This is a genomic window from Caballeronia grimmiae, from assembly GCF_022879615.1.
GTDB classification, from domain to species: Bacteria; Pseudomonadota; Gammaproteobacteria; order Burkholderiales; family Burkholderiaceae; genus Caballeronia; species Caballeronia grimmiae.
Map to the genome: position 1 here is coordinate 80,592 of NZ_CP084276.1, position 24,138 is coordinate 104,729.

Annotated in this window: 22 protein-coding genes and 3 pseudogenes; 19 read left to right on the forward strand and 6 right to left on the reverse strand. The window is 59.2% G+C overall.

What is annotated here, in order from left to right; genetic code table 11:
• Positions 1–10 precede the first annotated feature (10 nt).
• Positions 11–1,096 (reverse strand): IS110 family RNA-guided transposase, encoded by a 1,086-nt coding sequence (locus LDZ21_RS28815; protein WP_244797894.1) that lies wholly within the window; start codon positions 1,094–1,096, stop codon positions 11–13.
• Positions 1,097–1,386: 290 nt separating this feature from the next.
• Positions 1,387–2,173: pseudogene (locus tag LDZ21_RS28820) on the reverse strand (IS3 family transposase); the annotation flags it as partial.
• 164 nt (positions 2,174–2,337) lie between these two features.
• Between LDZ21_RS28820 and istA the strand changes: the two are divergent.
• Positions 2,338–3,831 carry an IS21 family transposase gene (gene istA / locus LDZ21_RS28825; protein WP_244797895.1) on the forward strand — a complete coding sequence of 498 codons (1,494 nt, stop codon included), beginning with the start codon at positions 2,338–2,340 and terminating at the stop codon, positions 3,829–3,831.
• Complete coding sequence (gene istB / locus LDZ21_RS28830) at positions 3,828–4,646, forward strand: IS21-like element helper ATPase IstB (RefSeq protein WP_244797896.1); 819 nt, start codon at positions 3,828–3,830, stop codon at positions 4,644–4,646. Before istA ends, istB begins: the two co-directional genes overlap by 4 nt.
• Positions 4,647–4,713: 67 nt before the next feature.
• On the opposite strand, the pseudogene LDZ21_RS28835 reads toward istB, so the two are convergent.
• A pseudogene (locus LDZ21_RS28835) lies at positions 4,714–5,017 on the reverse strand (transposase); the annotation flags it as partial.
• A 665-nt stretch (positions 5,018–5,682) separates the two neighbouring features.
• The gene (locus tag LDZ21_RS28840) at positions 5,683–6,540 is read right to left on the reverse strand and encodes a ParB/RepB/Spo0J family partition protein (protein ID WP_244797897.1); all 858 of its coding nucleotides are present in this window, start codon (positions 6,538–6,540) and stop codon (positions 5,683–5,685) included.
• 158 nt (positions 6,541–6,698) lie between these two features.
• On the opposite strand from LDZ21_RS28840, the gene LDZ21_RS28845 reads away from it, so the two are divergent.
• The 5 genes and pseudogenes from LDZ21_RS28845 to LDZ21_RS31485 all read left to right on the forward strand — a co-directional run.
• On the forward strand, positions 6,699–6,872 hold the full coding sequence (locus LDZ21_RS28845; RefSeq protein ID WP_244797898.1) for a nucleotide-binding protein: 174 nt from the start codon (positions 6,699–6,701) through the stop codon (positions 6,870–6,872).
• Between the two features lie 215 nt (positions 6,873–7,087).
• Positions 7,088–7,468, forward strand: coding sequence for a ParB-like helix-turn-helix domain-containing protein (locus LDZ21_RS28850; protein ID WP_244797899.1), 381 nt, complete (start codon positions 7,088–7,090; stop codon positions 7,466–7,468).
• A 665-nt stretch (positions 7,469–8,133) separates the two neighbouring features.
• Entirely contained in the window at positions 8,134–8,838 is a 705-nt protein-coding gene (locus LDZ21_RS28855) for a VirB8 family type IV secretion system protein (protein ID WP_061151707.1), read from the forward strand.
• A gap of 2 nt (positions 8,839–8,840) precedes the next feature.
• The gene (locus tag LDZ21_RS28860; RefSeq protein ID WP_244797900.1) at positions 8,841–9,713 is read left to right on the forward strand and encodes a TrbG/VirB9 family P-type conjugative transfer protein; all 873 of its coding nucleotides are present in this window, start codon (positions 8,841–8,843) and stop codon (positions 9,711–9,713) included.
• Between the two features lie 513 nt (positions 9,714–10,226).
• Positions 10,227–10,436 (forward strand): annotated as a pseudogene (locus LDZ21_RS31485) (hypothetical protein); the annotation flags it as partial.
• 28 nt (positions 10,437–10,464) lie between these two features.
• Here LDZ21_RS31485 and hfq read toward each other — a convergent pair.
• A complete protein-coding gene (gene hfq, locus LDZ21_RS28870) occupies positions 10,465–10,740 on the reverse strand; it encodes an RNA chaperone Hfq (RefSeq protein WP_244797902.1) in 276 nt (91 codons plus the stop codon).
• Between the two features lie 473 nt (positions 10,741–11,213).
• Positions 11,214–11,609: a bactofilin family protein gene (locus tag LDZ21_RS28875; RefSeq protein WP_244797903.1), complete on the reverse strand. Its 396-nt coding sequence runs from the start codon at positions 11,607–11,609 to the stop codon at positions 11,214–11,216.
• On the opposite strand from LDZ21_RS28875, the gene LDZ21_RS28880 reads away from it, so the two are divergent.
• The 12 genes from LDZ21_RS28880 to LDZ21_RS28935 all read left to right on the forward strand — a co-directional run bounded on the left by LDZ21_RS28880 (position 11,608) and on the right by LDZ21_RS28935 (position 24,136).
• Positions 11,608–13,200: a coiled-coil domain-containing protein gene (locus tag LDZ21_RS28880; RefSeq protein ID WP_244797904.1), complete on the forward strand. Its 1,593-nt coding sequence runs from the start codon at positions 11,608–11,610 to the stop codon at positions 13,198–13,200. The two genes, LDZ21_RS28875 and LDZ21_RS28880, sit on opposite strands and share 2 nt — an antisense overlap.
• A gap of 85 nt (positions 13,201–13,285) precedes the next feature.
• Positions 13,286–13,465, forward strand: a complete 180-nt coding sequence (locus tag LDZ21_RS28885) for a hypothetical protein (protein WP_239294759.1) — start codon at positions 13,286–13,288, stop codon at positions 13,463–13,465.
• Positions 13,466–13,502: 37 nt separating this feature from the next.
• Positions 13,503–13,889, forward strand: coding sequence for a hypothetical protein (locus LDZ21_RS28890; RefSeq protein WP_244797905.1), 387 nt, complete (start codon positions 13,503–13,505; stop codon positions 13,887–13,889).
• A gap of 93 nt (positions 13,890–13,982) precedes the next feature.
• Positions 13,983–14,168: a hypothetical protein gene (locus tag LDZ21_RS28895; protein WP_244797906.1), complete on the forward strand. Its 186-nt coding sequence runs from the start codon at positions 13,983–13,985 to the stop codon at positions 14,166–14,168.
• Positions 14,165–14,980, forward strand: coding sequence for a hypothetical protein (locus tag LDZ21_RS28900; RefSeq protein ID WP_244797907.1), 816 nt, complete (start codon positions 14,165–14,167; stop codon positions 14,978–14,980). Before LDZ21_RS28895 ends, LDZ21_RS28900 begins: the two co-directional genes overlap by 4 nt.
• A 660-nt stretch (positions 14,981–15,640) precedes the next feature.
• Positions 15,641–17,071: a tyrosine-type recombinase/integrase gene (locus LDZ21_RS28905; RefSeq protein ID WP_244797908.1), complete on the forward strand. Its 1,431-nt coding sequence runs from the start codon at positions 15,641–15,643 to the stop codon at positions 17,069–17,071.
• A gap of 188 nt (positions 17,072–17,259) precedes the next feature.
• The gene (locus LDZ21_RS28910; protein WP_244797909.1) at positions 17,260–19,782 is read left to right on the forward strand and encodes a hypothetical protein; all 2,523 of its coding nucleotides are present in this window, start codon (positions 17,260–17,262) and stop codon (positions 19,780–19,782) included.
• 12 nt (positions 19,783–19,794) lie between these two features.
• Positions 19,795–21,171 carry a hypothetical protein gene (locus tag LDZ21_RS28915; RefSeq protein WP_244797910.1) on the forward strand — a complete coding sequence of 459 codons (1,377 nt, stop codon included), beginning with the start codon at positions 19,795–19,797 and terminating at the stop codon, positions 21,169–21,171.
• Positions 21,111–21,848, forward strand: a complete 738-nt coding sequence (locus LDZ21_RS28920) for a hypothetical protein (RefSeq protein ID WP_244797911.1) — start codon at positions 21,111–21,113, stop codon at positions 21,846–21,848. Before LDZ21_RS28915 ends, LDZ21_RS28920 begins: the two co-directional genes overlap by 61 nt.
• Entirely contained in the window at positions 21,845–22,228 is a 384-nt protein-coding gene (locus tag LDZ21_RS28925) for a DUF6262 family protein (protein ID WP_244797912.1), read from the forward strand. Before LDZ21_RS28920 ends, LDZ21_RS28925 begins: the two co-directional genes overlap by 4 nt.
• A gap of 157 nt (positions 22,229–22,385) precedes the next feature.
• The gene (locus LDZ21_RS28930) at positions 22,386–22,748 is read left to right on the forward strand and encodes a hypothetical protein (RefSeq protein WP_244797913.1); all 363 of its coding nucleotides are present in this window, start codon (positions 22,386–22,388) and stop codon (positions 22,746–22,748) included.
• 92 nt (positions 22,749–22,840) lie between these two features.
• A complete protein-coding gene (locus LDZ21_RS28935) occupies positions 22,841–24,136 on the forward strand; it encodes a TolC family protein (protein WP_244797914.1) in 1,296 nt (431 codons plus the stop codon).
• Positions 24,137–24,138 lie beyond the last annotated feature (2 nt).

Sequence of the window (24,138 nt, forward strand, 5' to 3'; positions counted from 1 at the left end):
CTTCTAAAGGTCAAGGGGCAATTTGAGTCTGCGCGATCTCGCGGTTGCGTTGCCGGATTAGGTAATAGACCTCCCGCGCGATATAGCGCTTGAGGCAGCGGATCGCCTCAAGTTTTGAATGCCCCTCGCTGACGCGTTTGGCGACGTAAGCCTTCGTGCGAGCGTCGGTTCTCAAGCGACCGATCGCAATGATGTGCAAGGCGCTGTTGGCTGCGCGATCTCCGCCTCGATTTAGTCGATGTCGCGTCACCTTACCGGAAGACGCCGGCACAGGGCTCACGCCACAAAGGGCGGCGAAGCTGGCTTCTGACTGAAGCCGACCGCAGTTGTCGCCGGCGGTCAACAATAGTTGCGAGGCCGACTCGTAACCAATCGAATTTCGCGAGACAAGATCTGGGGCAAGTTCGTCCACGAGCGTCGCGATCATGACGTCGAGGTCGGCAATCTCGTCGTGCAGCTCCAGATACCGACGTCCCAGTGACTTCAGCGCAATTCGGCATGCGGACGTCAGGTTGCGATAGTCGGACAGATCCGGACGCCACGCAGCCAATGTTCGGATGAGCTGCATTCGTGTCATCGCGCGTAGTGATTCACGTAACTCATCGGGCGCGCTGATGATGGTACTGTGGATCAACTGCAAAGCAACGCGCCGCGCCGAAATGGCCGTCTTCCGGCAAACTTTCAGAACGCGTAGCGATTCAATCATGCCATCGCGCGTCTTGGGCGTGACCGTACGCACACCGGCGAAGGCAGCATGAGCCGCGTTGTAGGCATCCAGCGTATCGTCCTTGCCACGTTTGCGCCGGTCGCTTTTATCCGGCGCGGTGACCTCCAGCACGGTGACTTGGGCCTGCTGTAGGTAGCGCAGTAAGCCCGCGCCATAGCTCCCGGTGCACTCGACGCCGACCCGGACAAGCTCACCGAATGAGCGCATCCAAAGCAACATGCGCTGGTACCCGTGCCGCGTGGTTGGGAAGGATTCGCTGCCGAGAAGGCGATCATGTTCGTCAACGACAGCCGCGAAATGCAGATCCTTATGCGTATCAACGCCGCCTACAATGCTGCGAGGGCCAGCAGTAGTCTGTTCTTCTTTCATACAGCCTTGCTCCGGTTGCCGATGGGATATAGGCGATCTCACCGGCATCGAGTACCTGGACAAGACAGTAAAGTGACAGGGCGTCAGGCCCTTCTTGGGTCACACGTATCGACGAGGTGAAACCTCGCCGTTCGGCAGTTCCAGACGACCGACGGGTCCAGGGATAGACATCGAGTCGATCGGAATGCGGGTCAGGTCGCCCGGAACGCTCTACGGCACCAGACCTCTCCCGAAAGCCCCTTGTTTCGAACGGTGACCGGCCGGAAACATCTGGTACCCGTATTCTTACTATCTGAATGCAACATCGGTCTGTCGTTGCGACCGAGCCGGGCCAATGCCTTGTTCAGCATGCCAGTGACGAGCTCGAAGCTTGGGCGTCGATCCATGTGCCAAGCGATGATCTCGCCGTTATACAGGTCCATCACTGGCGATAGATATAGCTTCTGGCCGCCGACGTTAAACTCGGTCACGTCGGTCACCCACTTCTGATTTGGCCGCGGCGCATGGAAGTCCCGTTTGAGCAGGTTCGGCGCCACACGCCCCACTTCGCCGCGGTACGAGCGATACTTCTTCGGTCGCACCAGCGACTTCAACTGCAGTTGCCCCATCAATCGTTGTACCGTCTTGTGGTTGATGCTCAGGCCCGACTGTCGAATTGCAGCGGTGATGCGCCGGTAGCCATAGCGGCCCTTGTGGTGGTCATACACCGTCTGGATTCGATCCTTCAACTGCGCATACCGGTCACCCACTTGGAGCACCTTGAGCTGATAGTAGAACGTGCTGCGTGCAAGACCCGCGGCCTTCAGCAACGCGGCCACCGGATGACGCTCCCTCAGCTCATGCACTATTTGCGCTTTTTCTTTTGCGCTGCCCGCTTCTTCGCCTTGAGCAGCGCATCGAGTTTTTTTAGGTACGCCACCTCCGCGCGCAGGAACTCGTTTTCCTTGAGCAGTTCTTCGCGCGTGCGGTTTCCGGCGCAGCTTGTTCGTTTGGGTTGTCGGGCCGTGGGGCGGTCATTTTCCGGGGGCGCCCACGGGGGGCAGGCGCCAGGGCATCTACACCGCCCACATGATACAGGCTGGGCAGCGACAATTGTCGTGGCCGGTCGTTGACGCTTGTTTTGGCCGGTGGTGAGGAGTCGTAGGCGGCGTAGCCGCAGGAGACGACGAGCCACCGGCAGCGCCAGGTCGACGGGGCTTTAGGATGGGATGATCGAAGCTTGAAGAAGAAGCGGTCAGCTCATGTCTGGAACCCGCATTACCGACCAACAGGTTCATCTCTATATGAACAAGCGCAAACAGCATTCTCAGGAAGTCGCGGCCGCCAAGACCGGTATCAGCGTGCGTACGGCACGCCGCATCGAGCGCGATGCCACGTTGCCCTCGCAGAGGCCGCGTCAATCATGGCGGACCCGCCCGGATCCCTTCGTTGACGTATGGGACAGCGAAGTCGTACCGCTGCTGCGCAGTGCGCCCAACCTGATGGGCATCACGGTCCTGCGCAAGCTGCAGGATGATCACCCGGATCGTTATCCCGATAGCATGCGGCGCACGCTGGAGCGACGTATCCGCCAGTGGCGGGCCCTTGAAGGGCCTACGCAGGAGGTGTTCTTCCCCCAGGAACATCAACCGGGCGTGCGCGGACTGTCAGACTTCACCGATATGAGCAAGCTGTGCGTGACGATCGGCGGCGCCCCATTCGGTCACCGGCTGTATCACTTCGTGCTGGCGTTCTCGCGCTGGGAGTACGCGAACGTTGTTGAGGGTGGCGAGAGTTTCGAGGCCCTCGCAGCGGGATTGCAGAACGCGCTATGGCAGGCCGGCGGTTGCCCGCGCGAACATCGTTCTGACAGCCTGTCGGCTGCCTTCAAGAATCTGACAGAGCAGGAGGACTTCACGAAGCGTTACGCAGCGCTACTTGACCATTACGGCATGGAGGGCACGCGCAACAATCGTGGCCTGGGTCACGAGAACGGCAGCGTGGAATCCTCGCATCGGTATCTGAAGGAAGCGGTCGACCAGGCCTTGATGCTTCGCGGCCATCGCGAGTTCGCTGACCGGGCTGCGTACGATGAATTCATCCGTGAGGTGGTGATGCGCCGAAACCGGCGCAACGCTGCGGCGTTTCGTATTGAGCGCGCACAGTTGCAGGATTTGCCTGAACGTCGCACCACGGACTTCGTCGAGGAAGAAGCGCTCGTGACCCGCTGCAGCACGTTCACTGTGCGGGGCATCCTGTACAGCGCGCCGTCGCGCCTGATCGGCCACCGGCTGAAGGTTCGGATCTATGGTGACCGGCTCGACTGTTACCTGTCCGGTGCGCCGGTGCACAGCACCGCGCGAGGTTCCCGTGCAGCGGACAACCGCCACGCGCTGGATTATCGTCACTTCATCGATTCTCTCAAGCGCAAGCCGCAGGCGTTCAGGGGGTTTGCGTTTCGCGACGCGCTGTTTCCCCGTGAGGCCTACCGCCGAACCTGGGAGAGGCTGGAGGCGCAACTGACGCAACGTCAGGCATGCAAGACGATCGTGGGGCTGCTCGAACTCGCAGGACACCATGGCGTTGAAGCGTTGCTGGCCGAGCGGCTGGACGTCTTGCTCGAAGCAGGCGAACTGCCCGATCTGAAGCAGTTGCGCGATGAATTCGCGCCACGTCAGGCCCTATGTCCCGAGGTGGTGGTCGAGATGCCGCCCGTCGCGGTCTATGACGAGCTGCTCGACAAGGTGGCAGCATGAACATCCCTGCCCATGACAACGGCCGTCTGGCCCTGATGCTGAACGAGTTACGCCTGCCGACGATCGGCAGGTTATGGCCCGAGTTCGTTGAGCGCTCTGACAAGGAAGGTTGGCCGGCTACGCGATTGCTCGGGGCGCTGCTCGAGCATGAGCTGGCCGAACGTGCCAAACGACGCATCGAGCGGCACCGGACCGAGTCGCATCTGGACCCGACCAAGACGCTGGCCACCTTCGACTTCGGCATGGTGCCAATGGTCTCGAAGGCGCATGTCACTGCGCTGGCTACCGGAGATTCGTGGCTGGAGAAAGGTGCCACGATTCTCCTGTTCGGGCCGCCCGGTGGCGGCAAAAGTCATTTAGGTTCGGCCATCGGACATGCTTTGATCGACGTCGGCTATCGCGTGCTGTTCACGCGCACCAGCGAGCTCGTACAGAAGCTCCAGGCCGCGCGCCAGAGTCTGCAACTTCCATCCGCGCTCACTAAGCTCGATCGGTTCGATCTCATCATCCTGGACGACCTGTGGTACGCGCGCAAGGACCAGGCCGAAACCAGTGTGCTGTTCGAACTGATCGCCGAGAGGTATGAGCGCAAAAGTCTTTTAATAACGGCCAATCAGCCGTTCTCTGGCTGGAATGACGTGTTCCCCGACCCCGGCATGACGGTCGCAGCCATCGACCGGCTCGTCCATCACTCGACGATCTTCGAACTGAATGTAGAAAGCTATCGCCGTCGAAAGGCCAGCGACAAACAGAGCGCGCGCCGGCGACAATTACCCGACGACAATTACGATGGAGGCGCGACAACTATGAATTAGCCAGCGACAACTACACCCGTTGACCGGCCAAAATAATTGTCGCTGATCGGCCGTGCTGCTTGACGCTGTCTAACAGGCGCTCCCATTGGCCCACGATGCCGGCATTGCGAATGTCGAACAGCGCGATCACCTCGCGATGCGAGAGGCCATCGCGCCACATACGCTGCAACACCATCATCTTGAATTGCGCGTCGTAGCGACTGAACTTCTTGCGAAGCCCTGCGCGGCCATGCGCCCGATAGCTTGCAACCCAACGGCGCAGCCATCGAATAGTCGATTCCATGACGCGTCGCCACGTCACCCACGGTTGCGCCTTCGCGCAGACATGCCTTAACCAGGCGTAATCGGAACTGCTCGTCGTACTTCGCCATGAAAAACACCCCAAAGGTTGGATCGGTGTCCAACTTTTGGGGTGCAGTTCAGGAAGGCGGGCTTTTTTGTGCGCCAATAACTGGACACTGACGGTAAAGCCCCTCCGCGACCCTCTGCCTGCATGATCGCCCGGCCCTTTAACTGTCAGATAACGGTGATTTTTGTCACCGAAACGGCAGGAGTCACCGCCACCGTCGATTCCGATCTAGCCGAACTGACAGTTATCGTGACGAAATGGGTGAGTATCGAAGCCACCGACGCGGCAGCAACCATGCGACCGAAGGGACGAAAGCACGCGTTGACTGGCGAGCGGGCGCGGGGTTTTTCTCACTAAAGAAGCATGCCGAAGGCGCTGATGCCCGTCCGGGGCAGCAAACAATGCAGCGCAAGCCTCCTATCGTCGACGTGAGTTTCCAAACGGAAACCGAGCCGGTCGCTACACCGTCACCGCCGCGTCCGCGCGTTACTCATCAGCAAGCGAACACTTCAATTCCTGCGGGACCGGTTAAAGTCGTTAATCTATTGCCGACGGTTCTATTGCCGACGGTCGGATTCTCCGCGCGGCGCGGCTATGCGTATGGACCCGATCGTTGGCGTCGCGATCGCAAGCATCAGCGCAAAATCGCGCGCTTCTGAAGACGGTTTCGACCTGGAAACCGCCGGCTTATCGTGGGATTTCCACTGAGTTCGCCAGTGCCGAGATCGCTAGTGCCCGCAGTTGTTCGACGTCTACGAGATTGCGCCGGGTCGGACGCGCCTTGAAGCTAAAGGAAAAAGTAACAGCGTCCCCGACGACGTGCACCTTTACCTTGCAGTCGGTATCACCTGGGCCACCAGCAAGGTAATTCAAAATTGCAGCCGCCGACCGGCGACCGGGCTGCTCCGAGAGGAGCTTGGCATTGCGAGCAACCTTCGAGACGCCTAGCGTCCTAACAAGTGCCAGTAGCGTCTCTGCGTTGCCGTGAGAAAATCGCTTCTCGTCAAAGAGCTCTGTAATCACTGTCGGAAGCTTGGAAAGGGCCGTCGCAACAGACAACCGTCCCTTTCCCCAGCCCTGCTGCTTCGCCGCTTCGGTCTTCGTTAGCCATTTGTTGGCCGCGACACCCTCGACGAACTGTCGTGCCCGAACAAAAGGAAGATCAACTTGTGGCGTGCGTCCGCGCTGTGGCGCGGGCGGCGGCTTGTCGTCTAGGAGCTGAACGATCTCGGTCCATGACTTTCCCTCCTTCGCAATCGCACGTGCTCGTTGCTGCAGCGCCTCACGCCCGATGGCCCGTTCGATCCTGATAAGCTCTCGCGCCGTCCTCCCGATTAAACCGGTTTCAGTGAAGAGGAGAAGTACGTCGGCGGGCATCGCCGAGACGCGCAACGCTCTATTGACGTGTTCGCGTTGAACCCCGAACCTTGCCAGGGACTCTGCAGCCTCCGTTTGGTTTTGCCACAGACGTCCCAGGCCGTCTTTGTACACGGTAGCGAGGGCCAGCGGATTCCGGCTCAACGGCTTTCCGATATATGTTTCCAACCTATCCCTCCGTTTGGACTGTTTGTCGGCACGCTGCGCGACGCTCTTTAGCATGCATATAGTTTTCACGTGGAAATCGCCCGTCAAGGCCCGCAGGGCTTCTTGATGCGGATATTCGATAGATATAAGACGCATGTGATAACTTCAAAGGTTGTGCCATGAGCCTAGTCACAGCAGTAGCGAATCAAAAGGGTGGGAGCGGTAAGACGACGATTGCCCTTAATCTCGCCGGCGCATATTGCGATGACAATCCGAGCCTACGGGTCCTCGTGATCGAACCCCGACTCCCACGATTCATCCGTCAGAGCACAAGGGCTGGCGCGGAGCCATGACCCTTTACGGTTGTCAAGCTCGCAGCCGGGTTGAATCTCGGGCGGGAAATAAAGAGCACGCAGGACCATCTTCGGGTGAGCTAGCGCCGCTATGGAGGGCTGTGAGGGGGGGGTGGCGATAGCTCGAACGTCGTGCCAAGGCTGCAACTCGCGCTCGAGAGGTTGGTCTCAAACCTTTCAATCCAGAAACTCACGCTTCCCGGGACAGCCAAGCGGTGTTCGACGACGCAGTGGCATGGGAGAGAGTCGTTGCTCAGGCCGTCTTCGAGAGCCAAGACGCGCTCGCGGAGAGCCTTGGAGTAACGAAGTCGACGGTTTCAAAGACGTTGCATATTGCCAAACTGCCTAGGGCGTTCCTCGAACGAATGGCAGCAAAGGAAGGCGTGGGTCTGGCTCCCGCTTACAACATCAAACTTATCATTGACAAGGCAGGCAACGCCGCAGCCAAGAGAATCCTTGAACTGGTTTTAGCCAGGGCGACGTCTGTCCGGCCCATGGAAGAGCATGTCAAGAAGCTCCTCGACAGCACCTCGAGAGATGCTAAGAAAGCCCATTACCGCGGGAACGTACCGTTCCCAGCCCGCCGACGGGCGTGAGATAGGAGCGTTGAAGTAGCATCGGGACGGGAACCTCGTAACGGTCGTCAGAGAGTTCGTTGCCAGCGAGTTCTCGAGCGAGCCTGACAGGCCGGATTAGTTCGCTCCCGGAAACGAACAAGGCTCGACGAGTTGGCAGCGGGTCCCAAGACAGCGAAGAGTTGGGTGACGAGACGGTATGAGCACAAAAGCGATCTATCAAAGGCCAATGGTGTTGTTTAACAAAACAGCACCTTTGGTCGATAGCGAGTTCTCTGCTTCCTAGCAGCGCTGCGCCTCCCCTCGAGGGCCAGTGACTAGCGATCGATCGGCGCGCTATATCACTGATAATTCACTTTGTCGGGGAGCCGTTAGCCTAATATTCTGTTTTTAAGGGAAAAAATACGAAAAAGCAGGTGTGACAATCCGGGTCTTTCTGCAATTGTCACGGTCGACACCTCAGTCGCCGCTAAGAAAACCCACATTCCCAAATCGTTGTGCAGCGAAAAGACACCTAAAAAACAGCGCCTTTCCGGAAATAGGCTTCATCATGATAATTCCCCCTGCGTGACGGACTGACAGAGGTCGTCCGTAGTAACCGTGCAATGACGCACAAAACTACCCGCCTTTCCGCTAAAAAAAGGACGCTCGCGCTGTTTCAATGGTGACCATTCCAAAGGGTTGCCATGCGTCTTTTCAAGAACAAGCGTCGGGCCGCGCTGTCCACGGCCCCCGGCTCATATGCCGAGGAGGATCCGAGCAAGGTGATTTTCGAGACGAGCACAAGGCTCACGCTCGAAGCTAACCGCTGGATGCTCATCTCGTTCGGCCTCGCATTCATCGCGGCCGGCGCTGTCTGGACGCGCCAACCGCCGCCTTCGGTCACGCGCGTCGTAGGCGTCTCTGCCGACACCGGCGGCCATCCGATCGTGACAGAGCTCGTCGCCTACAAGCCAGACTCGCAAGCTGTGCGGACGACCGTCAAAGATATGGCGGTTCGTTGGTTCACGATCGAGCCGGTGCTGACGGACCGGCTCGAGACTTCGCGCATGACGGCTAACATCAACGCGGTGAAGGCTCAGATGATCGGCGCGGCAGCCGGTCAGTTCCGTGACTGGTTGAAGGCCGACACCCCCTTTCAGCAGATAACAGCCAACCCGAAGCTGATCCGCGAAGTCGACGTGCGCAATATCGCGTTGCTCGAGGACTCGACTGTTCTCGTTGAGTTCACGACGACCACCTCGCAGGCTGGCGCGACCGGCAAGCCGGACGTGAAGTCATATGCACTCACGTTGCGCTATCAAATCGTCGCGCCTACTGCTGAACAGGCGTTGACGACGAACCCCTTCGGCATCTTCATTCCGTTCTTCCGCCTCGAGCGGACCGCATAAGCATGACCGCAACAATTCTCAACAAACGGCCGGTCATCGGCATGTGCGTTCTCGCTGCATGTGCAGCGTTCCTTGCTCAACCGGCTGCGGCCAAGAAAGCCGCGAGCGACTCGGCGTTTAATGCCGCGATGGTCGCGGGCGACCCGATGAGCCCGATCAATCCGTTCAACGGCGGCGCTGATCCATTGACGATGCCCGGCGACGCTCGCATCGGCGTGTTTCCGTACAGCCGCGACCAGATCTACCGCGTGCTGACCGCACCGCTGAAGCTCACGACAATCGAGCTGGAGAAGGGGGAGAAGTTGATCGCTGACCCGGCGATGGGCGACAGCGTCCAGTGGGAGATCGACGACGACAAGATGAACCATGTGTTCATCAAGCCTCACAAGGCGGACCTCGTCAACACGCTGCACTTGACTACGAATCTTCGCGAATACGACTTCACGCTCATCGCCTCACCGGCGGGCGGCATGTTCTATCAGACGGTGCGCTTCCAATATCCGCGCGCGCCGATGGCCCGCGTCAGCGCTCGGGAAATTGCCTCTGGAAACGGCGACCGTAGTGGTGCTGATTCGGGAAGCATCAGCGTCGCGCCCGACAAGCTGAACTGGGACTACAGCGTCGACGGCCGCGCTGAATTCACGCCGGAAACCGTTTTTGATGACGGCCATGCGGTTTGGATGCGCATGCCAGCCAAAGCGCAGGAGTGGCCGGTTCCGTTCATTCTCGACCACGGCGATCGCGTCGTTGCAAACTTCATTCGCCGCGGAGACTTCCTCGTCCTTCAGCGTCTGGCCGACGAGATCGTTTTACGTTCCGGCAAGGACGAGGTCAAGGTGACGCGCGGCCGCCGCCGCCTGCTTGGGGTGTTCTGATCGTGGCCAAGAAACCGGACTCGGCTACGCCTACCGCGGAGCAAGAAACCCTCGTCAAAGGCAAGACGCCGCGCAATGCGATCATGAGCATCGGCATTCTGGCGGCTGTCGTCATTGGAGGCCTGGGCTTCTACTATCAACTACAGGCGACGAATAAGGCAGATGAAGAGGCGCGCATCAAGAAGGCGACCGCGCTCAAGTCGAGTACGGAAACGCCCACTGCTGCGAACAACAACGACATCGACCAGATGATCCGTCAGCAGCGCGACGCAGCGGCGTCGGAGGCTGCCGCGCGCGCAGCTTCTGAGGCAGCGGCGCCGAAGCCCGCCGTCAAACCGATGCTAACTGGCGCGGACTTCAAGGAAGAAGTCGCAGGCTCGGGCACGGACACGCGCGAGCTTTCCCGCCAAGCGGCGCAAGACGCGATCTACACGTCGTCAGTTTTCAAGCAGGCCGGCGCGTCGCGTTCGGCGAACCAAGCGAACGGCGTACTGCCCGCTGGCGTCCCTTCGTTGGACGAGGTACGAGCTGCTCGGAACGCTGCCGGAGCTAACACCCCTGCAGGTTTGGACCGAGGGCAACAAGAACGGCAAGTTCTTCGACCACGCCGAGGACGGCTTCGCCATCTCCGACGACCTGTCAATCGAGATGGGCGACCTGTTCCAGAACTTCCCGGTGGCCGCCGCGTTGTTCATGGACTACGCGTTCTACCGGATCGCACAGATCGGCTACCTCTCGGTGCCGTGGCTATTCATGGCACCTTCTGCCCGGGGCGCGGGCGCCGATCAGGGCGCTCGTGGCGCTCAGAGTTCTGAGGGCGACCGCGGTCCTCGCTGACCGTCGAGATGGAGTGCTTGAAGATCACCTGCGGGCCCGTCGCCGCGTTCAGACAGACCGTGTACGAATCGAAGGACTCGATGCGGCCTGTCAGCTTTATTCCATTGACCAGGAAAACTGAGACGCGCTTGCGTTCTTTGCGGAGCGCGTTGAGGAACTCGTGCTCGGGCTTCGGGACGGTGTCAGGCATGGTCGCCTCAGTCAGTGAAGTCGAAGAGTGAAAGTGCTTGCAGTCCATGTGCACGCCGTGGCGAAAGCGGTCGGCATATCCGCATAGTCGCTCAACGTCAGATGAAACGCTGATTCTCGTGGCTACAGCCAAAAAAAAGCCCGCTCAAGGCGGGCTGCAATCCATATCGGTCGAGACATGGAGGAGACGTGATTAGTATAAACCCTACGGCTTTTGGCGCATAGCCATCTTGTACGTCACGACGGACTTGTACGCGGGCCGGTTCCAGTGTGGCGTGCCGAGCGTCATCGCCTGGCTGTTCACAAGCCGCCCAGTGTCAAGCATGCAAAAGCAATGGCCCTCGAACGCGGCCTCTTGCGCTGCCGCGTCCCATGTCTTAGTGACGAAATCGAAGATCGGTTCGATGGGTATCATGATCGGGGTTTTAGAGACTTTGACCCGTTATCGGCAAATCATAGGACTTATTCAGCGGCTCAGGCGATGGCGCGCGAGATATCCGTCACGTTCGATTCCGTGCGTTCCTGGCCTTTCACGTCGTCCAAACGCGGACCGGCGATAGGCCCTTCGTCCGGCGTCGAATCGGCCTCAATCGTCAGCATTCTGGCGACGCGCTTGACCGTGCCGTTGAGCGACGCACGCGGACCGAGGCGGATCGTGCCGCAGTAGAAGATGTCACCCGAGACTTGGCCGTTGATTTCCAGCGAGCCCCGAGCGTGCACATCGCCGTCGACGCGCCCGTCAATTCGAACGTGCTCGCCCTGCGCGGAGCCCTTTACGAGTCCGCCTTCGCCGATGTGCAGCAGACCCTGCGTCGAGATGATGCCGCCGTCGAGCAGGCCGAAGAACGAAATGCCGTGATCCACGACCATGTCGCCAGTGATCGCGCATGCGAGCAAGCTTACTCAAGAGCGAGCGACCCTTGCGGCAAAGCAGAGCGAATCGGCCACGACCGAGGCGCGCCTGCGAGAGCTCGGCGTGCGCCGCGACGAGTTGGGGCGTGCCCTCAAGAGCGCGGCCGACGACGAGCAGGCAGCAGCGGTTCGTTGCCAGCAGCGCGTTTCCGTGCTGAGTCGAACCGTGGCCACGCACCAAGCAACGCTGGCTCGCCGCGAGGCGATCCTCGGTGCGGCGGCCAAGCGCGAGGAGGCCGAGTTGGCGATTGCGCGCGAGGAAGCGAGGTTCGCTCCCCTGCAGCGCGACATTGCCGATTTGGAGGTCAAACGCGCGACGTTGACCACGCTCGATGCGACGCTTACCAGCTTGATGAGCCAAGGCACGACGAAAGCCGCGCACTTCGACACCTTGAACAAGCAGGCTGCGGTGGCGGAGCAAGTGCCGTGTGTCGGTCATTCAATGCATGCGCAATGTCCACTGCTCGCGCAAGCCTTTCAAGCGAAAGAGCAAGCGGAAGTGCAGCGTGTATCGGTGGCGAATCTTCGCGCGGAGTATCGCGAGAAGAAAGCCCAAGCTGAGGCCTTGGCGCTCGTGCCGGCTGAGTTGGCGGCGAAGCGCGTCGAGATGCTGGCCATCACCGATGCGGCGGCGCAGTTGCGCCGTGCCCTGCAGGTGGCGGCAGAGCTTGCCGCCACCAAGCCATTGCTGGATGCAGCCGTATCCGGACTTGAAGCGGCGCAAGCTGAGTTGCGTTCGATCGCCGAGGAAAGCGCCGCACGTACCGCCAAGTACCAGTCTGAGAAGACGGGTATGGCAGCGGAGCTTGCCCGCATTACCGAGGAAGTCGGGCGACTGGCCGCCGTCGATGTGACAGCCGCCATTGCGAAGCTGGATCGCGATATCGCAGGGAACCGCGAGACCGTCGCTGCACTGGATGGTCGGATCGAGCAATCCATCCGATCACAAAGCGTGTTGCAGGCCGAAGCGGAAGCCCTGGCTGTGGAGTTGGAGAAGTTCTCGGCCACGCAGTCGCGTGCCGAACGCCTCTCCGATCAAATTGCTCATTGGAAGCTGCTGGCTAAGGGCTTGGGCAACGACGGCGCGATCGCGTTGACCATCGATGACGCGGGTCCGGCGCTGACGCACACCGTCAACGAGCTATTGCTCGCGTGCTACGGCATGCGCTTCACCGTTGAGATCCGCACGCAGCGCACGCTCGCAAGCGGTGAATTGCGCGAGGGCTTTGAGATCCTTGTTCACGACGCCGAGTCCGACAGCAGCAAGTCGGTCTCCGTCATGTCCGGCGGTCAGAAGGTCTGGATTAACGAGTGCCTCACGCGCGGCATCGCGCTCTATCTCGCGCAGAACACGGGTCAGCCGTATCAGACGTTGTTCAGCGACGAGTCAGACGGCCCGCTCGACCCCGAGCGCAAAGTGCAGTTCATGCGAATGAAGCGGGAGGTGTTGCGCCAGGGTGGGTATCAGCGGGAGTTCTTCATCTCGCAGACGCCCGAGCTCGTCGCAGAGGCCGACGCAGTCATCGACGTGCAGGCGCTTGCCGCCTGATTTCTTATCAACCCTTGTGGGGAGTCGCCCCACATGGGCGCTCCCTGTTTCTCTCCTTACTCGCGCCGCTCGGCGCACAGACCCTATGGCAAACCTTTTGATGCTGCTGCTCGCGGCAGCCGGCAATCCGTCTCATTCGAATGCGGTGCCTCACCGGCCGCCTGCGCAGCAAGCTGCACCGGCTAATGCTCAGTCGCAGCCGCAACGTCCGCCGTACTTGCGTCGCGCGGCTGCGTTCGATACCGGCCGTCTGCGTCGCATCTGATAGCGGCAATCTTTTCCCTTCTTGACTGGAGCCTTCCATGGCCTATTCCTGCACCGACTTCGTCGACGATGTACTCAATGACATGGTGATCCGAAGCTGGATCAAACCCGAGCAGTACGAGCCCGACGACCCACAAGCCCAATGCAATGCGGTGTTGGGCGCGATCGGCGATGCCGACGTTTCGCTTCGTCTGGCCGCTGACGCGAAGCAGTTTCATGCCGAACTGCTGGATGCCGTCGAAACGCTGACCGCCATCGCCGAGCAGCACGGCGCGCTTGCCCTCGCGAATGTGGTCTATCTCCAGATGGCCATTTTGAAGGGCGGGGTGATCGAGCTTACGCGCGATGAGGCGGAGGCACTCTCGTTTGTCAGAGAGCTGCCCTCGGGCGGTCGCTGGTGGCAGAGCGTCAAGCTGATCGAGTAAGTGGCACAAATCGCTGTCCAATTTTTTTCTCAACCCTTGCGGGGAAGCGGCCCGCTCGGGTCGCTCCCGCCTTTCATTGTGTGGAGTGTTTTCATGTTCGAAGCAGCCAAGCTGGGCGCATCGCCCGAGCGGTTTCCCAACCTCGAAGCGGCGATTGGCTATATCGTCGGCACAGCGACGCACGCGGGTGAAGTTCGCCCGTGGGTCCGCAACGTTGATACCAAGGTCTTCCTGATCATCGGCGGCAGAGTGCAGCCTCAAAACGGGGTGCGCCAATGACGCCGCCCTGGCTGGAGCAATACGCCAGCGGCCAGAAGACCGGCTACGCGCAAGCCTTCATGGCGTACGCCGAGTACTACGGAGTCGATGGATCTGCTGACGATGACCCGGAAATCGAGGAGCGGATCGCCATGCATCGGCAGCCGCTCGTGGGTTACGCCAGTCGCACAGGCACACGCCGCAACCTGGCCGCACTCAAGGGGGCCGACTGGCGCTTGTTGGTCTCGGCCAAGGGCGAGTTGCGTACCGAGGGCTTCGATCGCTACGCATTGGATAACGGCGCTTGGACCGCGTACCAGCAGGCCCTGCCCTTCGATGAGCACGCGTTTTCTGTTGCTGTCGAACGGCTTGGCGAGCGGGCCGATTGGCTTGTCCTTCCGGACATCGTCATGGGCGGGATGGCCTCGCTTGACTACTCGTTGAAGTGGTTGGAGCGACTTCGCGGTATGCCGTGCCGGATGCTGATCGCAGTTCAGAACGGTATGCAGGTCGACGACCTCGCTTCGCTTCTGTCGCCCGCTGTCGGCATCTTCATCGGCGGTTCAACTGAGTGGAAAGAGCAGACGGCGCACGTGTGGGGGTCCCTCGCGCGGCGGCGTCACTGTTACTTGCACGTCGGTCGTGTGAACTCGGCGCGGCGCATCCGCATCTGCGCGGCCGCCGGTGCCGACAGCTTCGACGGTACGAGCGTGAGCCGGTACGCGAAGACGCTTCCTCGGCTGGATCGAGCAACACGGCAAGTAGACATGTTTGCCGCAGCGCACGACGGTCTGGAAGAGGCGCAACGAGCGACGGCCGACCTTTTGATTTGACTTAGACCATTAACCCTTTCGGGAGCGCATCCCGAAAGGGTCGCTCCTATTATCTTGGAGCGAGAAAGATGGAACGGGAAATTGTTTCGAAGATGGAAGCTGCGATCGGCGTCATGCAGCGATACATCGAACTTTCAGCACGTGTACTCTGGTGTTGATGCTTGAGGCAATTCGCCGTGCCGGCGGCACGACGATCACCCACCATGTTCAGTCGGCGGACACGACGATCGAGAATCCGACAATCGCAAACTTCTTGCACTCAGTGTTGGACGAGCTGCAGTTGTTGATCGAAGCGTCGGTGTTGCCCGTACAGGTTCACGTCACGACGCCGTCGTTGGCAAGCCAGTTCGTCGTCTCCACGATAGGACGCGGCACGTTGGTGCGCACACCTGAGAATGGCGTGCGTGACGGTAGACGGACCCGGGCGTGCGCGGACGAGTGGAAGGTACGCCCGGGAGGTAGGCTTCGAACACTGCTTGAACGTCGGGCGGCAGATGACGGTGCCCGCGAAGTTATAACGGTGCTGGGGCTGCGCAGGGTAACCGCATCTACGAGTTTTAGTTGCTAACGCCACTTGTCGAATCTGGGTGCGAGTGTTACCGTCTCGTCCGCTTGGCGATGGACGACTTCAGACTATAAGAATCTTTGGCACCGAATGTCATGACAAGAAATCACTGCAGTCCATCCAACACCGAATCTATCGGTTCACGTGTCCTCGTCGTTCCTGTAAGCATGAACCTTGGAGATCTTCCCTATTTCGATAGCCTCGCACCGCGCGACACCGGTGGCGCCGATGTCACGGTCCGTCAGGTGCGATTTCACGGGGATCATGTCGTCGAGGGATTCCCACTGCTCTATTGCGCATCGAGGTTGCCGGATGCGCTCGAGATGAACCTGTTCATGGAGCATCGCTACCGAGGCAAATTTCTACGTCCAAAAGCATCCCGCAATCGCAATCCGAAGGGCGGTGTTTCGCTCAAGACCTTGAAGAGCATAGCCAACTCTCTTCGGGGATTTCTCGCGTGGCTCGACCGCACCGATACGGATTGGCGCGAGGTTTATGCAGCAGCAGATGGCGACCGTGCGAAGGCATGGCTGCCTCCATATCGATACCGCGTTCACTTGATCGGTGAAATCGAGGCAGGCAAGGTTTCGCGAGACACAGCCAGTCTTTACGTCAATCACGTTCGCCAGTTCTACGAGTGGGCGCACAAGATGCGGCGTATCGACCGCATTCCCTTTGCGTACAAACGTATAGCCGTCAGGAAGCCGCGGAAAGATGGCGACTTCGACCTGCTGTTCAGCGCGGTTCAGGACGAGAAGGCGCTAATGGTCCAGACCGCCGATCTCGCGATTCCAAAGAGATACAAATCGAAGATGGCGGAGTTGAACGAGGGGCTAACACCCTACACGGTAGAAGAACTCAAAATGCTCTTTGACAGTGACCATATGCGCCTTGACAGCCGCAAGCTCTGGGCGGAACTCGCGCTTGCATGCGGTTTGCGTGCGGCCGAAGTGGCGGCGCTCTCCGAGAGCGCCGTTGTGAATCCGTCGCTATCGTCGACTACGGCCTTTCCGGTTCGGGTGACTGGCAAGTTCAACAAGGAGAGGATGGTATTGCTTCCGCATTTCCTGATGCTTGGTCTGTGGGAGTACAGGAACTCGGCGGAGCGGATGCGACGCGCTGCCAAATGGGACCTTGTGCACGGGGCGGACGTTGGTCGTCCACTTTTTCTGAACCGTTCCGGCAAGCCGATCAATAGTGCATCGCTCACGAATGTCACGTCATGCGTGGCGCGGAAATATGCCGAGGGTGGCATCAGGTTCGGCAGATCGTTTCATGATTTACGCGCCACCTTCGCCACCTCGCTTGCGAGGTTTATGCTAGAGAAGCACTTACCGCTTGGCTTTATCCAGTACAAGCTAATGAGCCTGATGGGTCACGCGAACTTCTCGACGACGCAAAAGTACCTCAACTTCGCGAGATCTATAACGTTCGAAAGCCAGATGCAGGATTGGGTGAGCCAGATTTTCGCGGATCTGCGGCCGGGGCTTGAGTCCGAAGCGATCGCTTCAATGGTCGACGCATGAGGGCGCTCAGGCCTGATTCCAGAGGCGATGGAATTCGTCTCACGCATGCCGAAAACATATCGCTGAAACTGGCCGCTGACATCCGCGCAGGCGTGGGGCGATACGGGGAAGACCCTGAACGATGGGGTTGGTCACTTGCAACGGTGCGAACGGGTCTTTCGCACCTCCTGCCCGCCCTAAGCAGGGTCGTGGCTCGCCTTCCCGGCGCGCTTCGCGAGCGGTTTTTGACGCGTGGAGTTGACGCCATCGAGGATGAGGACGCGTGGGCGCAATTCGTGGGTGCGACATATCGATCCGGCGGGAATGCGGCGTATTACCGAAACGTGGTCGGCGCCTTGCACAAGATCATTGCACTGCACAGGAACGATCCGGGCGCGAAGCCTCCGAGCTTTCTTCAGCTTCGCGCAGGGCACACGGATATTTCGGAACTGTATCGGGTATCTCCAGAATTCCTGTTGACGTATAAGCGCTATATCCTCGCGATAGACGCCGAGGGACGGGCTCGGTCATCCGGCATGTTGCGTAAGCACGAAACGTACTCCCTGCTTTCTTTACTCATTGCAGGCAGCCGTGCCAGGTTGTGGCTGGTGGCCGAAGGATTTGAGGCGTTTGCAAAATATCCGAAGCTGAACGAGATGACGGAGAAACTTCGCACGTGGCAGCAGGCAGCGGCGATGACTGATCTGCTTGCCCGTCATGACCCGATCCGCTGGAAACGGAAAGTCGTTGATGTGCTCGGGCACACCGCAGATCTCACCGAGCTTTTCGCACTGTCCGAACCAGTCTTTCGCGATGTTGAAAAATTTGCGGCGATCGTACGAAGCAAGCCGCTGAAATACAGGAAGGCGGCAACGGTTCGTGACGTGCTCACGCGCCTGCAGCGCGGGTTGCGCATTGTACTGTCTGCGCTGCCGGGTAGTGCGGGTGCTGCTGTTATTTCGCGCGGTCTGGTCGCCTTCACGGAAAATGACTGTGAGCTTCTTTCCAAAGCGCACAGGCTTGATGGCATTACCGCTGATCAGTTTTCCCCAGTCAAAGAGATTGTGGATGCGTTGTTCCCGACGGCCAGACGCGACAGGAAGGAACTTCAGGCGTACCAGCTCGCTTTTGTAAACGACTATTCGTCCCGCCCCATCTTCTGCGACTTCGCTCCGATCAGAATGGTTTCTGTCGCGCTTTACGATGATCTCGTGGTACTGCTTGCCGCCCTCGCTGCGTCGTTGCCACAAGAACCATTCGGTTGGCGCACGGTGTATCACAAATATACCCAACTGAAGGCGGTCCTCGTGATGTTTCGCGAGCGACTCATACAGGAATTCAGTGTCGAGTTACAGGAGCACGGCATGCGGGCCTTTGATCTACCGGGACACAGGCTTCAGAAGACGATCTTTTTACTTTTGCAGAATGCCGCTCGCGCAGGAACAGTGACGACAAAGACCGCCTCCACCTACAGGAAAGGCCTCGTGTGGTTTCTGGAGCGGTACGGCTTCACTGTCGTCGACGCGTATCCGATTACGACCAGTCGAACGGACAGGCATCTCAGGCTTCTCAATGCGGACGACTTCTATTCGGCCGAGCAATGCCGCGAACTTGCATTCCACATCGAGGCTATGCTCTACGACGAGGGCGGCTCGCGGGAAGACAGAATCACACTTCATCTCGCGCGCATTCTGCTGAAGACGGGATGGAATCTGTCCCCTGTTCTCGGTATTGAATGTGATGACATTATTCGTGCTGGGACTCCGCTAAATCCGGGCGCGGTTGCCGTTGTTCTCCGCAAAGCACGGGCGGGCTACCGATCGGATGCGTACACTTTCGATGATCCCGCAACAAATATATCCGCGATGCGCAGCGCGGTCGCGGACCTTCTGCATATCCGGGACAACCTGACAGCGGATCTGCGGGCTTCTCTGCCCGACGGCAATCCGCACCGTACGTTTGTGTTTCTCATTGTGCGGAAGGGTGAAGTGCAGCGGCTGTCCATGGCCGCGACAAAGGCGGTCACCGAAATGCTGGCCAGACGCGGATGCACTTTGACATTCGATTCCACGAAAATCCGGAAGGGCGGCGTCAATCACCTGTACCGGCAGGTGCAGAAGAACCTGCGTGACTATGAGGCTGCGGCGAAACATGACTTCGCGACGTTCGAGTCGAACTACTACAGGATCGATGAGAACCAGTCCAGGTACACGTTGGGCAAAGCCGTCGACACCATGGGCAAATACTTTAGCGGGAAGGAGATCGAGGCGGGAATCGTGATCGTTACGGACCCGCAGATTCGGCTGCAGCATACGCCGACAGGCGAATGCGCGTCGACTGGTCGCGATGACGAGGCGGCGCGATACGGGCTCGAACACAAGCGACTGCTCGGGGAAAGAGGGACGACAGCGCACTTTTGCGCAGACTTTCTGAGTTGCATCTGGTGCAGGTTTTTCCGTCTTGTTGCCGATCCTGATCACGTTTGGCGGTTGTTGAGTTATCGCGAGTACGTACTGCGGTCGATGGAATCGTCTGCGCTCGAATGGGACGATACCGAGGAACAGAGGGTAAATATCGCTATGCTAAAGGATCGCGTGGCGGACATGCTCGCCAGGCTCGACGCGATGGTGCCTGGCGTCACGAAGAAAGGACAGATGCTGCTGTCGAGCAAGGGGATGCACCCAGACTGGGGTTTTGCGATCACGGACGCGACGACGGGCCTCAGTGGATAAAGGGCGATGTGTATGAAAACCGATCTCCCGGAAATTATTGATGTCATTTCAACGGCAAATGGCCGGATCGCCATCAACGACCTGTCGGTCAGCGAAATTGATTCGCTTCGTGACAAGATCGTCTGGGCCTATAGTGACCAGCGGGCGCCGCGGGCCATCTATACGTTCGGCGGGCAGGATTTTCGCCAGCGGGGAATCCAGAAGGGGCTGGTGGTGGCCACTGGAAGTGTGCAATTCGATTATGAGCTTAAAGCCCTCATGCTCCTCCTGCTTCACTCGGGCGCCCGGGAAGGCGGCACGCCGTACAAATGGCTATCCGTTACGCAGCGCGTTCGTTCGTTAGCACGGTTCTCTCGCTATTGTGCCCAACGTGGATTGCAGTCGTTTCGGACCCTCGACCAGCTCCCGTCGCTCAAGTTGCGTACGATCCTGCTGGGGTTTCTGATGGACAGCGAAAAAGATGGAGGCATGAATGCCAAGGTCTTCACGTCTGGCTACAAGTCGGCTCGCGACGCGCTGAAGTGCCTGTCAATGTATGCGCTAGTTGACAGAACTGACTTCGCAGAACTCGTGAACAAATTAACGCTGCCGGCAATCGACCAGCACGAAGCGCAAAACCGGCTTCGGCACGCGATCGTCCCGACGGGCGTGATGAAGCGTGTGATTGCCGAAGCCACCGGGTATGTCGAGCAGGCGGAAGCAAGGTTCGACGAATTCGCTGCTGTTTTTCGCGAGACACATCGGGGTATTGTCGCAGCGAAATGCGTCGATCCGGCGGCAGCCGTCTATTCGACGGCGCGAAGGGCAGCAAGGCGGCTGAAAACTCTTCTTTACGATTACTTTCGTGACCTTCAGTTGCACACGTATGCGCTGGTCCTTGCGTTCACGGGCATGCGGGATGGCGAAGCAGGTGCGCTACAAACGGGTTGTGCAGGCAAGCGGACCGAAGGAGGGGAGACGGTTTTCTATCTGAAGAGCCTACTGTCAAAGACAGACGACAATGCAATCAGCCTCGACTGGATCGCCAATGAGTCTGCATGGCGCGGCGTGACGCTACTGTCCAAGGTCAACGAACTCTATTATGAACGCGCCCGACTGCTCCAGCAACACTACGGCGATCACCTCACCGACGACGACGTGAACACGTTCGCGCACGGGCTGGCCAATCGATGGCTATTCGGTCTGCGCCTGACGGTCTTTACGGCGAATTTCGTTCGCTATACAAAAGGCGCCGACGGCATACGTGCGCTCAAGCTCTCACATTACCGGATTCCCCTTACCGCTGCGGACATGGTTCAGCTGGAGGAGATGGATGCAATTACCGTTCGGTGGCGGGCAACAGCGGGAATCGCGGGAAACCGTATCGCGTCGGAGACCCGTTCAATCTGACTGCCCACCAATTCCGGCATACGTTTGCCTGGTTCATTATCGCGAACAGACTGGGCGATCTCGACGACATTAAATATCAGTTTAAGCATCTACATCGCGCGATGACCTTCGTTTATACCGAACGCGGATTCAAGTCACTCAACGAACTGAGGAGCGTGATCGAGCACTTTGAGGCATTGGTCAATGGCCGGTCAGTCAACGATATTGTTCAGTCGGCGGTCACCGGTCGTGTTGCCGGCGGTGGTGGCGAACGTCTCAAGAGGATGTTGATGTCGTTGAACGATGGAATGAATGACGAAGCGTTTGGGACGGAGCAGCAGCCGCATTTCAAAAGCATGAAAGATGTTATCACTTTCACAACGCGACACAGCGAGTCGATCCGCGGTTTGCCGCATGGCTACTGCACAAAGGGGCCGTCATGCAAGATCAGGAATGCGGCCGATCCGTCCCACTGCCTATACTGCGACACTTACTTTGCGACACCGAAGCATCTCCCATATTGGAGAGCGATTAGTGCAAGTTGCGAGGCCAAAATCGGGCGGATTGACGGCATGCCGCACGAAGCGCAAGACCAGTTTCAGGCGTTCCGGCAGTCCCTGGAAGACAACCTCTTTGCGGCGAACAAGATCATTGACCAACTCACCTCAGAGCAATTGATTACGGTGGACGCCCGATGATGGACACACGAGCCCGGATTATTGCGGCGATACGCGAGATGCGTGAGGCCGGCGAGAGTATCAGCATTCACGCGGTCGCGGCACGGTGTGGCGTATCGCATTCGCTGATTTACAACCGCTACCCGGACCTGAAGGAAAATATCAAGGAACTCAAGACCGCGCAGAAGCAACAGCGGAAGGCCGACGACGATCAAGCGCTTATCGCGAGACTGATGTCTGAGACGAAAGCATTGCAGACGAAGGCGAACGCCGCGAAGCAGGCTGACGCAAAGGAAATGTTCAAGTCGCTTCTCGCACACCTGCAGCAAGTGTATTCGATGTATGACGGTCTTCTTGAAGAAAGGAACCGGTTGGCGGTCAAGCTGGCTTCAGACAAATAGTTCAGTGGGACGCCAAAGGTGAAGCATTTCGGCATGCATCTTCCCGTGGTGGGAAGGCCAAGCGTTGAAAGACGGTGTGAAATTCCATGCGCTGCATGAAAGCGTTGGGACAAGCTGGCGAAAACGTGACTAAAATAGGTTCGCTATAATCTCGGCCATGAGATTCCTCCGGACACTGCTTCTTCTGCTGCTTTGCGCTGTGCTGCCCATCAGTGGGCTGGCAGCAAGCGGCTTGACCGGAGAATGTCCGATGCAGATGAGCGCGGGTTCCGACGAAAGCAGCGCGATGTCGTCAGAGATGCCCGGTTGCGAGATGACGAATCCGTCCAAGCACGAGAAGGTCAAGGACATCTCGTGCAAGACGACTGCTCAGTGCCAGCTTGGTAGCCTTTATCATCCGGTACCACGTATTGAAATAATCCGTCCCGGCGCGCTGTCCAGTCCGGTCGTATTTCACTACGCACAGTCGCTTGCCGTCCGTGAGTTGGCCGGCCTCTGGCGACCTCCTCGCTCCATCTAATCCCTCGCTGACAGGTTCGCCGCATCCGCGGCGAGGTCGTCCTGCATCCAGGACGTGGATTCCTTATCGGAGTCCGCCGTTGGGACTAGAACATGCCTTCAATCATTGGCACGCCGTCATGCCGGCGTGCATCTCTGCGCGCGCGTTCACTTTTCGCCGCGCTTATTCTCACGAGCGTAGCCTCCTACGCTCAGGAAACACCCTTTACGCTTGATGCGGCACTTCAGGCCGCGACGGACCATTCCGCCGTCATGGGTGCGGCGCAGGCCTCGGTACGCGCGAGCTCGGAGGCAGCCGTCCGGGCCGGCCAGTTGCCCGACCCGACGCTTAAGGCGGGCATCGACAATTTGCCCGTGACCGGGCAGCAGAAATTCACGGTCGGTCAGGATTTCATGACCATGCGTCGCGTCGGCATCGAGCAGGAATGGGTGTCGGGCGAGAAGCGCCGACTCCAATCCGCTCTAGCAAACGACGTCGTTGACCGGGAGCGAGCGGGCTATTTGGCGCAGCTCGCGAACACGCGTCAGCAGACCGCCATTGCGTGGCTGAACGCGGCCTACGCAAAGAAGACCGTCTCGTTGCAGCAGGAACTCGTTGACCATATGAGTCATGAGCTCGCCGCGACGAAGGCTTCATATCGTGGGGCGAAGGCGACTGCCGCTGACGTCACGCAAGCGCAGGTAATGCTCGCGCAGACCCAGGACCAGTTGCTCAAGACCCGCCAGACCTTCCGGACGGCACTCATTGGGCTGTCGCGATGGACGGCAATGCCCGCGTCCGACGTGACAGGCGAGCCACCTGCGCCCTTGTCCTACGTCTCGACGCTACCTCCGGAGGAACTGCGTGAGGTGCAGCCGGCGCTCGTCGCTGCGTCGCGCGACATCGCGCTCGCCGATGCCGATACGGCTGTCGCGAACAGTAACCGAAGCCCGAACTGGACGTGGGGCGTTGCGTATCAACAGCGCGGCGGAGCGTATTCGAACATGGTGTCGATTGGCGTCAGCATCCCGTTGGCCATCAATGGCAAAAATCGCCAGGACCGGGATGCAGCGGAAAAGGCGGAGCTTGGCACTAGGGCGCGCCTGATGTACGAGGACGCGCAGCGTCAGGTCGAAGCCGACATTCGTACGCAGTCCGCCACCCTCGAGAGCGGTCGCGAGCGCATTGCCAATCTCTCCGACTCTCTCCTTCCCGCTGCTGGCCAGCGCGTACAACTGGCGGCTGCCGCCTATAAGGCAGGCACCGGCTCACTCGCCGACACCTTTGCAGCACGACGCGCGCAATTAGAGGCTGAACTTCAGGTGCTTGACCTGCGGCGAGACGTGTCACAGACCTGGGCACAGCTTGAATACCAGGTCGTCCCGGCTTCGATGACCGCAGGTCAGTGAAG

Coding starts and splice junctions, on each gene's coding strand:
- LDZ21_RS28885 (WP_239294759.1), top strand. CDS start 13,286: ATGGCAAACCTTTTGATGCTGCTGCTCGCGGCAGCCGGCAATCCGTCT.
- LDZ21_RS28900 (WP_244797907.1), top strand. CDS start 14,165: ATGACGCCGCCCTGGCTGGAGCAATACGCCAGCGGCCAGAAGACCGGC.
- LDZ21_RS28855 (WP_061151707.1), top strand. CDS start 8,134: ATGCGTCTTTTCAAGAACAAGCGTCGGGCCGCGCTGTCCACGGCCCCC.
- LDZ21_RS28880 (WP_244797904.1), top strand. CDS start 11,608: ATGTCGCCAGTGATCGCGCATGCGAGCAAGCTTACTCAAGAGCGAGCG.
- LDZ21_RS28930 (WP_244797913.1), top strand. CDS start 22,386: ATGAGATTCCTCCGGACACTGCTTCTTCTGCTGCTTTGCGCTGTGCTG.
- istB (WP_244797896.1), top strand. CDS start 3,828: ATGAACATCCCTGCCCATGACAACGGCCGTCTGGCCCTGATGCTGAAC.
- LDZ21_RS28935 (WP_244797914.1), top strand. CDS start 22,841: ATGCCTTCAATCATTGGCACGCCGTCATGCCGGCGTGCATCTCTGCGC.
- LDZ21_RS28860 (WP_244797900.1), top strand. CDS start 8,841: ATGACCGCAACAATTCTCAACAAACGGCCGGTCATCGGCATGTGCGTT.
- istA (WP_244797895.1), top strand. CDS start 2,338: ATGTCTGGAACCCGCATTACCGACCAACAGGTTCATCTCTATATGAAC.
- LDZ21_RS28875 (WP_244797903.1), bottom strand. CDS start 11,609: ATGGTCGTGGATCACGGCATTTCGTTCTTCGGCCTGCTCGACGGCGGC.
- LDZ21_RS28925 (WP_244797912.1), top strand. CDS start 21,845: ATGATGGACACACGAGCCCGGATTATTGCGGCGATACGCGAGATGCGT.
- LDZ21_RS28890 (WP_244797905.1), top strand. CDS start 13,503: ATGGCCTATTCCTGCACCGACTTCGTCGACGATGTACTCAATGACATG.
- LDZ21_RS28905 (WP_244797908.1), top strand. CDS start 15,641: ATGACAAGAAATCACTGCAGTCCATCCAACACCGAATCTATCGGTTCA.
- LDZ21_RS28895 (WP_244797906.1), top strand. CDS start 13,983: ATGTTCGAAGCAGCCAAGCTGGGCGCATCGCCCGAGCGGTTTCCCAAC.
- LDZ21_RS28815 (WP_244797894.1), bottom strand. CDS start 1,096: ATGAAAGAAGAACAGACTACTGCTGGCCCTCGCAGCATTGTAGGCGGC.
- hfq (WP_244797902.1), bottom strand. CDS start 10,740: ATGCCTGACACCGTCCCGAAGCCCGAGCACGAGTTCCTCAACGCGCTC.
- LDZ21_RS28915 (WP_244797910.1), top strand. CDS start 19,795: ATGAAAACCGATCTCCCGGAAATTATTGATGTCATTTCAACGGCAAAT.
- LDZ21_RS28845 (WP_244797898.1), top strand. CDS start 6,699: ATGAGCCTAGTCACAGCAGTAGCGAATCAAAAGGGTGGGAGCGGTAAG.